12 protein-coding genes, 2 tRNA genes and 1 pseudogene are annotated in these 14941 nt (G+C 69.4%); 8 read left to right on the top strand and 7 right to left on the bottom strand.

Going from position 1 to position 14941, the window contains the following annotated elements; translation table 11 throughout:
* From ilvD to ABZ281_RS12975, 4 genes and pseudogenes are all read right to left on the bottom strand, one after another.
* Positions 1–1496: dihydroxy-acid dehydratase (gene ilvD, locus ABZ281_RS12990; RefSeq protein ID WP_356654907.1), on the bottom strand; the 1496-nt coding region annotated here is incomplete at its 3' end.
* 223 nt (positions 1497–1719) lie between these two features.
* Complete coding sequence (locus ABZ281_RS12985) at positions 1720–2352, bottom strand: TetR family transcriptional regulator (protein WP_356654905.1); 633 nt, start codon at positions 2350–2352, stop codon at positions 1720–1722.
* Entirely contained in the window at positions 2349–3173 is an 825-nt protein-coding gene (locus tag ABZ281_RS12980; RefSeq protein WP_356654903.1) for a sugar phosphate isomerase/epimerase, read from the bottom strand. The genes ABZ281_RS12985 and ABZ281_RS12980 overlap by 4 nt, the downstream gene beginning before the upstream one ends.
* A gap of 82 nt (positions 3174–3255) precedes the next feature.
* Positions 3256–3723: pseudogene (locus ABZ281_RS12975) on the bottom strand (Ppx/GppA family phosphatase); the annotation flags it as partial.
* Positions 3724–3754: 31 nt separating this feature from the next.
* Here ABZ281_RS12975 and ABZ281_RS12970 point away from each other — a divergent pair.
* Entirely contained in the window at positions 3755–4141 is a 387-nt protein-coding gene (locus ABZ281_RS12970) for a PQQ-binding-like beta-propeller repeat protein (RefSeq protein ID WP_356654901.1), read from the top strand.
* A 34-nt stretch (positions 4142–4175) separates the two neighbouring features.
* Here ABZ281_RS12970 and ABZ281_RS12965 read toward each other — a convergent pair whose 3' ends face one another.
* Both ABZ281_RS12965 and ABZ281_RS12960 read right to left on the bottom strand, forming a co-directional pair.
* On the bottom strand, positions 4176–4634 hold the full coding sequence (locus tag ABZ281_RS12965) for an ASCH domain-containing protein (protein WP_356654899.1): 459 nt from the start codon (positions 4632–4634) through the stop codon (positions 4176–4178).
* Positions 4635–4710: 76 nt separating this feature from the next.
* A tRNA-Gly gene (locus ABZ281_RS12960) sits at positions 4711–4784 on the bottom strand.
* Between the two features lie 164 nt (positions 4785–4948).
* Between ABZ281_RS12960 and ABZ281_RS12955 the strand changes: the two genes are divergently transcribed.
* The 5 genes from ABZ281_RS12955 (at position 4949) to clpX (ending at position 9831) form a co-directional block, all read left to right on the top strand.
* Positions 4949–5025 (top strand) — tRNA-Pro (locus ABZ281_RS12955).
* Positions 5026–5218: 193 nt separating this feature from the next.
* Positions 5219–6607, top strand: a complete 1389-nt coding sequence (gene tig, locus ABZ281_RS12950) for a trigger factor (protein WP_356654897.1) — start codon at positions 5219–5221, stop codon at positions 6605–6607.
* A gap of 332 nt (positions 6608–6939) precedes the next feature.
* A complete protein-coding gene (locus tag ABZ281_RS12945) occupies positions 6940–7545 on the top strand; it encodes an ATP-dependent Clp protease proteolytic subunit (protein ID WP_190904457.1) in 606 nt (201 codons plus the stop codon).
* A 109-nt stretch (positions 7546–7654) separates the two neighbouring features.
* Positions 7655–8362, top strand: a complete 708-nt coding sequence (locus ABZ281_RS12940; protein ID WP_298570889.1) for an ATP-dependent Clp protease proteolytic subunit — start codon at positions 7655–7657, stop codon at positions 8360–8362.
* Positions 8363–8544: 182 nt separating this feature from the next.
* Positions 8545–9831, top strand: coding sequence for an ATP-dependent Clp protease ATP-binding subunit ClpX (gene clpX / locus ABZ281_RS12935; RefSeq protein ID WP_010041898.1), 1287 nt, complete (start codon positions 8545–8547; stop codon positions 9829–9831).
* A gap of 60 nt (positions 9832–9891) precedes the next feature.
* On the opposite strand, the gene ABZ281_RS12930 is transcribed toward clpX, so the two are convergent.
* Entirely contained in the window at positions 9892–10851 is a 960-nt protein-coding gene (locus ABZ281_RS12930; protein WP_356654895.1) for a hypothetical protein, read from the bottom strand.
* Positions 10852–10989: 138 nt separating this feature from the next.
* Between ABZ281_RS12930 and ABZ281_RS12925 the strand changes: the two genes are divergently transcribed.
* The gene (locus ABZ281_RS12925; protein WP_356654893.1) at positions 10990–13620 is read left to right on the top strand and encodes a valine--tRNA ligase; all 2631 of its coding nucleotides are present in this window, start codon (positions 10990–10992) and stop codon (positions 13618–13620) included.
* Positions 13621–13807: 187 nt separating this feature from the next.
* The coding region (locus tag ABZ281_RS12920; protein ID WP_356654891.1) for a Mur ligase family protein at positions 13808–14941 on the top strand (1134 nt) is incomplete at its 3' end.

Raw genomic sequence — 14941 nt, 5'->3', positions numbered from 1 at the left:
AGCATCTCCTGCATGCCGGGGCCGCCCTTGGGGCCCTCGTAGCGGATGACGACGACGTCGCCGTCCTTGACCTGCTGGGTGAGGATCTTCTGGACGGCCTCCTCCTGCGACTCGCAGACGACGGCCGGGCCCTCGAAGGTCCAGATGGACTCGTCGACGCCGGCCGTCTTCACGACGCAGCCGTCCACGGCCAGGTTGCCCTTGAGGACCGCCAGGCCGCCGTCCTTGGAGTAGGCGTGCTCGGCGGAGCGGATGCAGCCGCCCTCGGCGTCCTCGTCCAGGGCCTCCCAGCGCTCGGACTGGGAGAAGGCCTCGGCGGAGCGGACGCAGCCGGGGGCCGCATGCCACAGCTCGAGCGCCTCGGCTGACGGGGAGCCGCCGCGCACGTCCCAGGTCTTCAGCCAGTCCGCGAGGGACGGGCTGTGCACGGAGTGCACGTCCTCGTTGAGCAGGCCGGCTCGGTGCAACTCGCCGAGCAGGGCGGGGATGCCGCCGGCGCGGTGCACGTCCTCCATGTAGTACGTGCGGTCCTTGGCGACGTTCGGGGCGACCTTGGCCAGGCACGGCACGCGGCGCGAGACCGCGTTGATCTCGTCCAGGCCGAAGGGGACTCCGGCCTCCTGGGCGGCGGCCAGCAGATGCAGGATCGTGTTGGTGGAGCCGCCCATGGCGATGTCGAGGGCCATGGCGTTCTCGAAGGCCGCGAAGGACGCCACGCTGCGGGGCAGGACCGTCTCGTCGTCCTGCTCGTAGTAGCGGCGGGTGATGTCCATGACCGTGTTGGCCGCGTTCACGTACAGCTGTTTGCGGGCCGTGTGCGTGGCGAGGACCGAGCCGTTGCCCGGCAGGGAGAGGCCGATGGCCTCGGTCAGGCAGTTCATCGAGTTGGCGGTGAACATGCCGGAACAGGAGCCGCAGGTCGGACAGGCGTTCTCCTCGATACGGAGGATGTCCTCGTCCGAGATCTTGTCGTTCACGGCGTCGGAGATCGCGTCGACCAGGTCGAGCGTGCGGACCGTGCCGTCGACCAGGGTGGCTCGGCCGGACTCCATCGGGCCGCCGGAGACGAAGACCGTGGGGATGTTCAGCCGCAGGGCGGCGTTCAGCATGCCCGGGGTGATCTTGTCGCAGTTGGAGATGCAGATCAGGGCGTCGGCGCAGTGCGCCTCGACCATGTACTCCACGCTGTCCGCGATCAGGTCGCGGGAGGGCAGGGAGTACAGCATGCCGCCGTGGCCCATGGCGATGCCGTCGTCGACGGCGATCGTGTTGAACTCGCGCGGGATTCCGCCGGCGGCGACGACCGCCTCGCTGACGATCCGGCCGACCGGCGCCAGGTGCGTGTGCCCGGGGACGAACTCGGTGAAGCTGTTGGCGACCGCGATGATCGGCTTGCGGCCGATGTCCCCACCCGGTACACCGGAGGCGCGCATAAGGGCGCGGGCGCCCGCCATGTTGCGGCCGTGGGTGACTGTGCGGGACCTCAGCTCGGGCATCGTCGCTCGCTCCTTCAGAGACTGCGTCAGAGGATTCGGAGATTTCTGACTGCTACCGAGCGTACGCCGGTCATCCAGTGGGCGGGACGGTGCGTCCGGAATGCGGGACAGTCGTCTCGGGCGACGGCACCCGCAGGCCTTACGGATCGAGCACCCGCACGCCTTACGGATCGGCCACCCGCACGCCTTGGGGATCGGTCTACGGACCGGTCACCCGCACGCCTTACGGGTCGGTCAGATGTCCTTGTACGACGGGTGCGAGCCGCGCGATGACCTGCTCCGGGTCCGCCGAGGCCAGCGGCTCGACCTTGAGGACGTACCGCAGGATCGCGGTGCCCACGAGCTGCGCCGCGGCGAGCTCGGCCCGCAGCTCGGCGTCCGGCAGCTCCAGCCGTACCGCGATGCGGCGCAGCACCTGGGTGGCGATGATCCGCCGGAAGACGGCCGCCGCGGTCTCGTTGGTGAGGGCGGACCGGACGATGGCGAGCAGCGGCGCGCGGGTCGCCGGGTTCTCCCAGACGCCGAAGAAGAACCGGGCCAGGCGCTCCCCCACCCCGTCCAGCGGGCCCTCCTCGATGGCCTTCGGCGCCTGCAGGGCGGGTCCGAAGGACAGGGTGATCGCCGCCTCGAAGACCTGCTCCTTCGTGCCGAAGTAGTGGTGCACGAGGGCCGGGTCGACGCCGGCGGACTTGGCGATGCCGCGCACGGACGTCTTCTCGTAGCCCCGCTCGGAGAACTCGTCGCGGGCGGCGGTCAGGATGCGGTCACGGGTGTCCGCCGACTCCGTGCGCGGAGGGCGGCCGCGGCGGCGGGCGGCGGTGCCGGACCCGCTGCCCGCCGGGGGCCGGCCGGTCATGTCCGCGGCACCTTCACCGCCGAGGCCAGGTGCAGGCGGGTGAAGGCCAGGGCCTCCGCCAGATCGGCCTCGCGCTCCGCGCTCGACATCGCGCGGCGGGTGTTGACCTCGATGACGACGTGCCCGTCGAAGCCGGTCAGGGCGAGCCGCTCCAGCACCTCGGCGCAGGGCTGGGTGCCGCGGCCGGGCACCAGGTGCTCGTCCTTGGCGGAACCCCGGCCGTCGGCGAGGTGGACGTGGCCGAGCCGGTCCCCCATGCGGTCGACCATGTCCAGGGCGTCGGAACGGGCCGTCGCGGTGTGGCTGAGGTCGATCGTGAAGTGCCGGTAGTCGTCCTTCGTGACGTCCCAGTCGGGTGCGTACGCGAGCATCTCGCGGTCGCGGTAGCGCCAGGGGTACATGTTCTCGACGGCGAACCGCACGTCCGTCTCGTTGGCCATGCGCCAGATGCCGGAGACGAAGTCCCGGGCGTACTGGCGCTGCCAGCGGAACGGCGGGTGGACCACGACCGTGCTCGCGTCGAGCTTCTCCGCCGCCGCGCGGGCCCGCTGGAGCTTGGTCCACGGGTCGGTGGACCAGACGCGCTGCGTGATGAGCAGGCAGGGGGCGTGCACGGCCAGGATCGGGATGCGGTGGTAGTCGCTGAGTCTGCGCAGGGCCTCGATGTCCTGGCTGACCGGGTCGGTCCAGACCATGACCTCGACTCCGTCGTAGCCGAGGCGCGCGGCGATCTCGAAGGCCGTGGCCGTCGACTCCGGGTAGACCGAGGCCGTCGACAGGGCGACCTTCGCGTCCGGGATCTTCACGGCTGGCTCTGCCATGCAGGACAGATTACGGGGTGTGGTCGGGGTGAGGTGGGGGGCCTCTTGGCCGTTGTGGTGTTTGCCATAGACGGACGGGCCCCTACACCGACTCCATGTGATCCAGGCGACGCAGGATCACGCCCTCCCGCAGCGCCCAGGGGCATATCTCCACGCGCTCCACGCCGAACAGGTCCATCGCGGCCTCGGCGACCAGGGCGCCCGCCAGCAGCTGGCCGGCCCTGCCCTCGGAGACGCCCGGCAGCTCCGCGCGCTCCTGCTCGGTCATGGCGGCCAGGCGCGGGACCCAGCCCTCCAGGGACTCCCGCTTGAGCTCGCGCTGGACGTAGAGGCCCTCGGCGGAACGGGCGGCGCCGGCGATGCGGGCCAGCTGCTTGAAGGTCTTCGACGTGGCGACGACGTGGTCGGGGGTGCCGAGGCGGCTGAACTCACCGACCGTGCGGGCGATCTCGGTCCGCACGTGCCGGCGCAGGGCGCGGACGTCGTCCGGGTCGGGCGGGTCACCGGGCAGCCAGCCGGCGGTGAGGCGGCCGGCGCCCAGCGGCAGCGAGGCGATCGACGTCGCCTCGCACAAGCTCACCGTGCGACGGCTGGCGGAGTCCCGGCCCGAGGCGTCGAGGGCGTACCTGGTCCGCGGCACCGTCTACTTCACGCGCACCGGCGGCGGCGTCCGCGCGGTCTCGCCGCTGACCGGGCGGACCCTGTGGGAATCCAACACCACCGTGGAGCGGCAGGGGCCGCCGACCGCCTCCGCCACCCAGGTGTACTTCGCGTCGCCCAGCGGCCGCCTCGCCGCCCTGAACGCGCGCAGCGGCAAGGTCGAGGACACCCGGGACGGCCGCGACGACGGCGGCCGGGTCGACAGCCTGCTCGTCACCTCCGGGGCACAGCTCCTTCTCGTCGGTGACGCCCTGTACGTCCCCTACGGCATCCGCTCCGTCTACACCGTCGACGTACGCGACCTCTGAGAGCGGTGTAAGGCCACGTGGGCCGCGTGGGCGGTCAATGACCGGCGAGGCGGAGGTCGGCGACGAGGCGGAAGCGTTCCAGAACCGCCGGGGTGGTGTCGTCCACGGTGAAGCCGGGGTCCTCCAGAGCCGTACGCATGTCCTCGCCGTGCCAGAACCGCTCGTGGTTCTCCCGCCACTCGGCCACGCTGCTGTGCCCCTCCCCCTCGTCCACCACGTGCGCGAGATCGACCTGGGCCAGCGGGACCACGCGCATGTCGGTCACCTCGATGACCGCGACCGGACGGCCGTCCGAGTCCACGACCACCGAACGGTCCCCGATGTCCGGTAGCGGGTCACCCTCGTGCTCGTAGTCGACGACGAGCCCTGTCGTGGTGGTCTTCGCACCGCTGAGGATCGCCGCGACGAGCCGGTCGCGCAGTGAGCCGGGGAAGGCGAACTCGGCCCGGGGCATCGACGCGATGTCCGCGGGGGTGAAGGGGTGAGGGGCCATGCGATGACCGTAACGACCCCGCAATCGATCAGGGCCGGGTCGGAGGAATCATCCTCCGACCCGGCCCTGATACGTATGGAGCGGGCGACGGGAATCGAACCCGCGTAGCTAGTTTGGAAGACTAGGGCTCTACCATTGAGCTACGCCCGCACAGCATGCGCCGCAGGTCGGGCGACCGCGGCACTGAAGGCATCGTAGCGGGTCGGCCCCCTCCGTCGCACACCGCATTCCCGCCGGAGCGGACGCGGCACGGGCCCTGTGGAAATGCGACGGCCACACCGCCTGTCGGCATGTACCCTACGTCTCGCACCAGACGGGGTGTGGCGCAGCTTGGTAGCGCGTCCGCTTTGGGAGCGGAAGGCCGTGGGTTCAAATCCCGCCACCCCGACCAGCCACCCGATCATCTCGCGTGATCGCCCATCCGATCACTCGCGTGATCGCCTTTTGGGCGGTGTAGGCGCTGCCGTTACTATGCAAGCTGCACGCCCGTGTGTCTCAGCGTCTGAAGTCTCCGGGCGGCGAAATCCGCCGGGCCGTTCTGGCCCCGGCAGAAACCAAGAAGTCAGCCACAAGGAGACCGAACCGTGAAGAGCGCCGTGGAGACCCTGAACCCGACCCGGGTTCGGCTGACTGTCGAGGTGCCCTTCGAGGAGCTCAAGGACAGCCTCGACGCGGCGTACAAGAAGATCAACCAGCAGGTCACGGTGAAGGGCTTCCGCAAGGGCAAGGTCCCTGCCCGTGTCATCGACCAGCGGTTCGGCCGCGGTGCGGTGCTGGAGGAGGCGGTCAACGACGCGCTTCCGAAGTTCTACACCGACGCGGTCAACGAGGCCGAGCTCAGCGTGCTGGGCCAGCCCGAGGTCGACATCACGGAGCTGAAGGACGGCGAGACGCTGAACTTCACCGCCGAGGTCGACATCCGCCCGTCCATCGAGATTCCGGACTTCTCCGGCATCGAGGTCGAGGTCGACGCGGTCGAAGTCACCGACGAGGACGTCGACAAGGCCGTCGAGGAGCTGCGCGAGCGCTTCGCCTCCACCGCCCCGGTCGAGCGTGCCGCCGAGGACGGCGACGTCGTGACGATCGACCTGCGGGCCAAGGTCGACGGCGAGGTCCTGGAGGACGGGGTCGCCGACGGCGTCTCCTACACCATCGGCTCCGGCGAGCTGCTGGAAGGCATCGACGACGCCGTGAAGGGCGTGGAGGCCGGTGGCGAGGCCACCTTCACCTCCGAGCTCAAGGGCGGCTCCGGCGCCGGCAAGGAGGCCGAGGTCACCGTCAAGGTCACCCAGGTCGCCAAGCGTCAACTGCCTGAGCTGGACGACGAGTTCGCGCAGCTCGCCTCCGAGTTCGACACCATCGAGGAGCTTCGCGCGGACAGCCGCAAGCGGCTCGAGAACATGAAGCAGTACGACCAGGCCACGCAGGCCCAGGAGCGCGTCCTGGAGAAGCTGCTCGAGCTGGTCGAGGTCCCGGTCCCCGAGAAGCTGCTCGAGGACGAGGTCAACACGCGCAAGCACAACCTCGAGCACCACCAGCTCGGCCAGATGGGTCTCGACCTCGCGAAGTACCTGGAGATCCAGGGCAAGAACGAGGAGGAGTTCGAGACCGAGACCCGCGAGGCCGCGGTCAAGGGCATCAAGACCCAGTTCGTGCTCGACGAGCTCGTCAAGCAGGAGAAGCTGAACGTCAACCAGGAGGAGCTCACCGAGCACCTCATGCGCCGTGCCGCCTCCTCCGGCATGTCCCCCGACCAGTTCGCCCAGGCGGTCGTCGAGGGCGGCCAGGTTCCGCTCCTGGTCGGCGAGGTCGCCCGCGGCAAGGCCCTGGCCGTCGTGGTCGAGAAGGCCACGGTCAAGGACACCAACGGCGAGATCGTCGACCTCGACGACGAAGAGGACGAGACCGAGTCGGCGGAGGCCTCCGCCGAGGAGACCCCGGCCGACTCCGCCGAGGAGAAGACCGAGGGCTGAGCCCCGGTAGCGGTATGTCTGCGAGAAGGCCCTGGGGTGCGGACCCCGGGGCCTTCCTGCTCCCGGGGCCGGCGTCCTCCAGGGGCGCGGGGAACTGCGCGAGCAACCACGACGCACCCGCAGCCGCCGATGGACGGAACCACCACGCCGAGGCCGCGCAGCGCTACGCCCCCGGCGAACACTCCCATCTCCGGGATTCCCCGAAGGGACCCGCGCGTTAGGGTCCATGAATACGAGGGCAGTGGAGTCCCCGAACGGCTCCTAGCCCCTAGGGAAACGTGAGACGGCCCGGCGCCGTCGTAAGACGAGCAGGTGGATACGTGACGAATCTGATGCCCTCAGCCGCCGGCGAGCCTTCCATCGGTGGTGGCCTCGGCGACCAGGTCTACAACCGGCTGCTCAACGAGCGGATCATCTTCCTCGGCCAGCCGGTCGACGACGACATCGCGAACAAGATCACCGCGCAGCTGCTGCTCCTTGCCGCCGACCCGGACAAGGACATCTACCTGTACATCAACAGCCCCGGCGGTTCCATCACGGCCGGCATGGCGATCTACGACACCATGCAGTTCATCAAGAACGACGTGGTCACCATCGCCATGGGCCTCGCGGCCTCGATGGGCCAGTTCCTGCTCAGCGCCGGCACCCCCGGCAAGCGCTTCGCGCTGCCGAACGCCGAGATCCTGATCCACCAGCCCTCCGCCGGCCTCGCCGGTTCGGCCTCGGACATCAAGATCCACGCCGAGCGGCTGCTGCACACCAAGAAGCGCATGGCCGAGCTGACCTCGCAGCACACCGGCCAGACGATCGAGCAGATCACCCGCGACTCGGACCGCGACCGCTGGTTCGACGCCTTCGAGGCCAAGGAGTACGGCCTCATCGACGACGTCATCCCCACGGCCGCAGGTATGCCGGGCGGCGGCGGCACCGGGGCCTGAGCGGTCCCCGCGGGGCCTGTGGCGCCCCGTGAGGCCCACGGAGCCCTCCCGGGCCCCAGCGACCCCAGACAGCCCCAGCCGACCGCCTCAGCCCCTTTCAGGAGACACCGTGAACCAGTTCCCCGGCAGCGGGATCTACGACCGTATGCACGCCGTGCAGGACATGAGCGCCTCGCAGGGTCGCTACACCGGCCCGCAGGCCGAGTCCCGCTACATCATTCCGCGCTTCGTCGAGCGCACCTCCCAGGGCATCCGTGAGTACGACCCGTACGCGAAGCTCTTCGAGGAGCGCGTGATCTTCCTCGGCGTCCAGATCGACGACGCCTCCGCCAACGACGTCATGGCGCAGCTGCTGTGCCTGGAGTCGATGGACCCCGACCGTGACATCTCGGTGTACATCAACAGCCCCGGCGGCTCCTTCACGGCGCTCACCGCGATCTACGACACGATGCAGTACGTGAAGCCGGACATCCAGACGGTCTGCATGGGCCAGGCCGCCTCCGCCGCCGCCGTCCTGCTGGCCGCCGGCACGGCGGGCAAGCGCATGGCCCTGCCGAACGCGCGCGTGCTGATCCACCAGCCGTACAGCGAGACCGGCCGCGGTCAGGTGTCCGACCTGGAGATCGCCGCGAACGAGATCCTCCGGATGCGCTCGCAGCTGGAGGAGATGCTGGCCAAGCACTCCACCACGCCGGTCGAGAAGATCCGCGAGGACATCGAGCGCGACAAGATCCTCACGGCCGAGGACGCGCTGAGCTACGGCCTGATCGATCAGGTCATCAGCACCCGGAAGATGGACAACTCGAGCCTGCGCTGACGCGAGAGGCAGTAACGTCTGCCGCCCCTTGGCACGGTTTGAGTCGGTTCACGTCAAAGCGAACCGCGCCAAGGGGGGCCCGAACGAGGGGCCCGGCAAGGTACCGTCGGACATAAGGCAGCACCAGGAGTCCGCTGGACGGTATACGTCCAGGAGTCTCCCAGGCGAAGGGGAAGCACACCGTGGCACGCATCGGTGACGGCGGCGATCTGCTCAAGTGCTCGTTCTGCGGCAAGAGCCAGAAGCAGGTCAAGAAGCTCATCGCAGGGCCCGGTGTGTACATCTGCGACGAGTGCATCGACCTCTGCAACGAGATCATCGAGGAAGAGCTCGCGGAGACCAGCGAGGTCCGCTGGGAGGAACTCCCGAAGCCCCGCGAGATCTACGAGTTCCTCGAGGGCTACGTGGTCGGCCAGGAGGCCGCCAAGAAGGCCCTCTCCGTAGCGGTGTACAACCACTACAAGCGAGTCCAGGCCGGTGAGAACGGCGGGGCGAACGGCCGTGACGACGCCATCGAGTTGGCGAAGTCCAACATCCTGCTCCTCGGCCCCACGGGCTCGGGCAAGACCCTCCTTGCGCAGACCCTCGCGCGCATGCTGAACGTCCCCTTCGCGATCGCCGACGCCACGGCGCTCACGGAGGCCGGATACGTCGGCGAGGACGTCGAGAACATCCTGCTCAAGCTGATCCAGGCGGCCGACTACGACGTCAAGAAGGCCGAGACCGGGATCATCTACATCGATGAGATCGACAAGGTCGCGAGGAAGAGTGAGAACCCCTCGATCACGCGCGACGTGTCGGGCGAGGGCGTCCAGCAGGCCCTGCTGAAGATCCTTGAGGGCACCACGGCCTCGGTCCCGCCGCAGGGCGGACGCAAGCACCCCCACCAGGAGTTCATCCAGATCGACACGACGAACGTACTGTTCATCGTGGGTGGCGCCTTCGCCGGGCTGGAGAAGATCATCGAGTCCCGTGCCGGCGCCAAGGGCATCGGCTTCGGCGCGCAGATCCGCTCCAAGCGCGAGATGGAGTCCAAGGACCAGTTCCAGGAGGTCATGCCGGAGGACCTGGTCAAGTTCGGCATGATCCCCGAGTTCATCGGCCGCCTCCCGGTCATCACCTCGGTCCACAACCTCGACCGCGAGGCCCTGCTCCAGATCCTCGTCGAGCCGCGCAACGCGCTCGTCAAGCAGTACCAGCGCCTCTTCGAACTCGACGGCGTGGAGCTGGACTTCGAGCGCGAGGCCCTCGAGGCCATCGCCGACCAGGCCATCCTCCGCCAGACCGGCGCGCGCGGCCTGCGCGCCATCATGGAGGAAGTCCTCCAGGGCGTGATGTACGAGGTCCCGTCCCGCAAGGACGTGGCCCGTGTCGTCATCACGGCGGACGTCGTCCAGTCGAACGTCAACCCGACGCTGATTCCGCGGGATGCGCGAGGACGCGGGCCGGGCGAGCAGAAGACAGCCTGATCACCCACCGCACGCTAAGGCGCCCGGCACTGCTGCCGGGCGCCTTTGTCGTGGCCGTCGTCAGGCTGCGACGCGGATCTCCTTGCGGACCTTGGTCGTGAGGTCGATCGCCACGTCCTTGGTGACGCCCTGCGCCACCTCACCCGGCGACACGATGGCGATGGTGCTGTAGTCGGCCCACGCGCAGAACCAGTTGATCTTCTCCTTCTTGGACAGCCGGTCCTGGCCTTTGACCGACTGGCACTTCATGACCGCGCCGTCGAGGTCGGCCGCCTCGGGCTCGCCCACCAGTTCGGGCTTGCCCGACCCGGCGGCGGACTCCTTCTCGGCCGACTTCTTGAAGTTGGCGAAGAAGAGGTCCAGCGTCGCCGCGGGATCGGAGATCTCGCCGTAGGCACCGGCCACCGAGAGAGTCTTGGCCGTGGCCATCTTCGCCGCCGACGCCGGGTCGTCCGGGTCGTAGTCGCTCATGTCCAGTGTGTTGTAAAGGCCCGCCGCAGACTTGGCGTTCTTGACGCCGCTCTTCTCCAGTTCCGAGGTCGAGTCGCTGCCGGCGGTCGTTCCGTCCTTCGTGGTGCGCTTGTACTCACTGAGCACCGTCGCCGGAGTCGTCAGCTTGTGCGGCCCGTCGTCCTCCAGGGCGCCCGCGCCGCCGCCCCCGCCGATCACGAAGTACGCGCCCACGCCGATCGCCGCCACGACGGCGACCGCGCCGATGATGAGGCCGGTCTTCTTCTTGCCGCCGCCCGGCGCGGGCGGCTGGGGCACGCCGTACGGGGCCTGGCCGTAGGGCGGCTGCTGGCCGTACGGGGGCTGCTGGCCGTAAGGAGCCTGCTGGGGCGGGACGCCCTGCGGGGGCTGCTGCGGGTAGCCGTAGCCGGGCTGGGGCGGAGGGGCCTGCTGGGGATATCCGTAGCCGGGCTGGGGCGCCTGCGGCTGCTGGCCGTACGGGCCCGGCTGGCCGTACGGGCCGGGCTGCTGGGGCTGCCCGCCGTACGGGCCCGGCTGGTTGTAACTCATGTTCTGGGTTCCCCTCCAGATGCTTATGTGTTCCGGACATCCTGGCGCAGACCCGCCGTGTGCATGGCATCGGGATCCCCACCGTTACAAACGAAACGCGTTTCGGGACCGGTCGGTGACACCCCTAAACTGACCCCCGTGACCGAGAACGCTCAGCAGCAGCCACCAGCGCCCAGCACCGACCTGCCGACCCAGTACGCGCCGGCCGACGTAGAGGGGCCGCTGTACGAGCGCTGGGTAGAGCGGGGTTACTTCGAGGCGGACGCCAAGAGCGACAAGCCGCCGTACACCATCGTCATCCCGCCGCCGAACGTCACGGGCTCGCTCCACCTGGGGCACGCCTTCGAGCACACGCTCATCGATGCCCTGACTCGCCGCAAGCGCATGCAGGGCTACGAGACGCTGTGGCAGCCCGGCATGGACCACGCCGGCATCGCCACGCAGAACGTCGTCGAGCGCGAGCTCGCCAAGGAGGGCAAGTCCCGCCACGACCTGGGCCGTGAGACGTTCGTCGAGCGCGTCTGGCAGTGGAAGGGCGAGTCCGGCGGGCAGATCAGCGGCCAGATGCGCCGGTTGGGCGACGGTGTCGCCTGGTCCCGCGAGCGCTTCACGATGGACGAGGGCCTGTCCCAGGCCGTCCAGACCATCTTCAAGCGGCTCTACGACGACGAGCTCATCTACCGCGCCGAGCGCATCATCAACTGGTGCCCCCGCTGTCTGACGGCCATCTCGGACATCGAGGTCGAGTACCAGGACGACGACGGCGAGCTCGTCTCCATGAAGTACGGCGACGGGGACGACACCATCGTCGTCGCCACCACCCGCGCCGAGACGATGCTCGGTGACACGGCCGTCGCCGTCCACCCGGGTGACGAGCGGTACAAGCACCTGATCGGCAAGCTGGTCAAGCTGCCGCTGACCGACCGCTCCATCCCGGTCGTCGCGGACGAGCACGTCGACCCCGAGTTCGGCACCGGTGCCGTCAAGGTGACCCCGGCGCACGACCCGAACGACTTCGAGATCGGCCAGCGCCATGACCTCCCGGCCCTGACGATCATGGACGAGCACGCGGTCATCACCGCCCACGGCCCCTTCCAGGGCCTGGACCGGCTGGAGGCCCGCTCGGCGATCGTCGCCGCGCTGCGCGCCGAGGGCCGGATCGTCGCCGAGAAGCGGCCGTACGTCCACTCCGTCGGCCACTGCTCGCGCTGCAAGACGACCATCGAGCCGCGGCTGTCCATGCAGTGGTGGGTCAGGGTCGGCCCGCTCGCGAAGGCGGCCGGTGACGCCGTCCGCGACGGCAAGGTCAAGATCCATCCGCAGGAGATGGAGAAGCGCTACTTCGACTGGGTCGACAACCTCCACGACTGGTGCATCTCGCGGCAGTTGTGGTGGGGCCACCGCATCCCGGTCTGGTACGGCCCGAACGGCGAGGTCGTCTGCGTCGGCCCCGACGAGGAGCCGCCCGGGACCGAGGCCGAGGGCTGGCGCCAGGACACCGACGTTCTCGACACCTGGTTCTCCTCCGGCCTGTGGCCGTTCTCCACGCTCGGCTGGCCCGAACAGACCGAGTCGCTCGCGAAGTTCTACCCGAACTCCGTCCTGGTCACCGGCTACGACATCCTCTTCTTCTGGGTCGCCCGGATGATGATGTTCGGCCTGTACGCGATGGACGGCACCCCGCCGTTCCACACCATCGCCCTGCACGGCATGGTCCGCGACCAGTTCGGCAAGAAGATGTCGAAGTCCTTCGGCAACGCGGTCAACCCGCTGGACTGGATGGACAAGTACGGCAGCGACGCGCTGAGGTTCACGCTCGCCCGTGGCGCGAACCCCGGGGTCGACGTCCCGATCGGCGAGGACTGGGTCCAGGGGTCCCGCAACTTCGCCAACAAGATCTGGAACGCGACGCGCTTCGCGATGATGAACGGCGCGACGATCGAGGGTCCGCTGCCGGACGTCTCGAAGATGTCGGCGACCGACCGCTGGATCCTGTCCCGGCTCAACTCGGTCGTCGCCGAGGTCGACGCGTTCTACGAGGACTACCAGTTCGCGAAGCTCTCCGACGCCCTGTTCCACTTCGCGTGGGACGAGGTCTTCGACTGGTACGTCGAGCTGTCCAAGACGACGTTCCAGGCGGGCGGCGAGGCGGCCGAGGTCTCCAAGCGCGTCCTCGGCGAGGTCCTCGACGTCACGCTGAAGCTGCTGCACCCGGTGGTCCCGTTCGTCACCGAGACCCTGTGGACCACGCTCACCGGCGGCGAGTCGGTCGTCATCGCCGACTGGCCGAAGGACAGTGGCTTCCGGGACGCCGACGCCGAGCGTGAGATCGAGAGCCTGCAGTCGGTCATCACCGAGGTCCGTCGCTTCCGCGCCGACCAGGGCCTCCAGCCCGGCCAGCGGGTCCCGGCCCGGCTGACCCTCGACGGCACCCGGTTCGCGCCCCACGAGGCGGCCATCCGCCAGCTGCTGCGCCTCCAGCCGGAGGGCGACGCCTTCGCGGCCACGGCCACCCTCCCGGTCGCCGGCGCCGAGGTCGCCCTCGACCTGTCCGGCACGATCGACGTGGTGGCGGAGCGCAAGCGCCTGGCGAAGGACCTCGCGGCGGCGGAGAAGGAGAAGTCCCAGGCCAACGGCAAGCTCGGCAACGAGGCGTTCCTGGCGAAGGCCCCCGACCACGTCGTCGACAAGATCCGCACCCGCCTGGCCAAGGCGGAGGAGGACATCGCCCGGATCCAGGCCCAGCTGGAGAGGCTGCCGCAGGCGTAGCCGTTCGTACCATGTGAAGGCCCCCGGTGCTTGTCGGCACCGGGGGCCTTCACGCAGTTCGGGGGCGCGGGGCCGAATCGATGTGCGGCTCGGCCGCGTGGGCGCGACAAGCCACGACGAACCCGCACACACGCGACGACACAAGCCGCCCCCGACCGATGTCACCCCCGCTCCGTAGACTGGCCCCGTGAGCGAGCTCCCTCCAGACCACAACGCCGACGACCAGCCCGACCCCCTCGACCCCTTCGACGAGATCATCGCGGAGGAAACCGACCGCGACCCCGACCTCGCGGTCATCGAAGCCGGCAGCCGAACCCTCCGCACCCAGGGCGGCCCCCCGGACGCCGACATCCCCACGCGCCCCGCCGACCCCGAGGTCGACAAGGCCCTGCGCGAGGTCGAGACCGAGCTCGCCACGCGGTGGGGCGAGACCAAGCTGGAGCCCTCCGTCAGCCGTATCGCCGCGCTGATGGACGTGCTGGGGGAGCCTCAGCGGTCGTACCCGTCGATCCACATCACGGGGACGAACGGCAAGACCTCCACCGCCCGCATGATCGAGGCCCTGCTCGGCGCCTTCGAGCTGCGCACCGGCCGCTACACCTCGCCGCACGTGCAGTCGATCACCGAGCGCATCAGCCTCGACGGCGCCCCCATCGCGCCCGATCGGTTCATCGAGACGTACCAGGACATCAAGCCGTACGTGGAGATGGTCGACGCCTCCCAGGAGTACCGGCTGTCCTTCTTCGAGGTGCTCACCGGCATGGCGTACGCGGCGTTCGCCGACGCCCCCGCCGACGTGGCCGTCGTGGAGGTCGGCATGGGCGGCTCCTGGGACGCGACGAACGTGATCGACGGGGACGTCGCCGTCGTCACGCCCATAGACCTCGACCACACCGACCGGCTGGGCTCCACGCACGTCGAGATCGCGACGGAGAAGGCCGGCATCATCAAGCAGGGTGCGACGGTCATCATGGCGCAGCAGCCGGTCGGCGCGGCGCAGGTGCTGCTGAAGAAGGCCGTCGAGGTGGACGCGACCGTGGCCCGGGAGGGGCTGGAGTTCGGTGTCGTCGAGCGGCAGGTGGCCGTCGGCGGACAGCTCGTGACGCTGCGCGGGCTGGGTGGCGAGTACCCCGAGGTGTACCTGCCACTGCACGGCGCGCACCAGGCGCACAACGCGGCCGTCGCGCTCGCCGCCGTCGAGGCGTTCTTCGGCGTCGGCGCGCAGCGGGCCGACGCGCTGGACCTGGACACGGTCCGCAAGGCCTTCGCGGCCGTCGCCTCGCCGGGCCGGCTGGAGGTCGTGCGCAGGTCGCCGACGGTC

Source organism: Streptomyces sp. NPDC006265 (assembly GCF_040613555.1).
GTDB lineage: Bacteria > Actinomycetota > Actinomycetes > Streptomycetales > Streptomycetaceae > Streptomyces.
The sequence above is the reverse complement of the archived record's forward strand: the minus strand, read 5'-3'. Positions and strand labels throughout refer to the sequence as shown.

Bases quoted from the DNA above. Each gene is read 5' to 3' on its own strand.
- ABZ281_RS12985 (WP_356654905.1), bottom strand. From the start codon at position 2,352: ATGACCGGCCGGCCCCCGGCGGGCAGCGGGTCCGGCACCGCCGCCCGC.
- ABZ281_RS12980 (WP_356654903.1), bottom strand. From the start codon at position 3,173: ATGGCAGAGCCAGCCGTGAAGATCCCGGACGCGAAGGTCGCCCTGTCG.
- ABZ281_RS12965 (WP_356654899.1), bottom strand. From the start codon at position 4,634: ATGGCCCCTCACCCCTTCACCCCCGCGGACATCGCGTCGATGCCCCGG.
- ABZ281_RS12945 (WP_190904457.1), top strand. From the start codon at position 6,940: ATGCCCTCAGCCGCCGGCGAGCCTTCCATCGGTGGTGGCCTCGGCGAC.
- ABZ281_RS12930 (WP_356654895.1), bottom strand. From the start codon at position 10,851: ATGAGTTACAACCAGCCGGGCCCGTACGGCGGGCAGCCCCAGCAGCCC.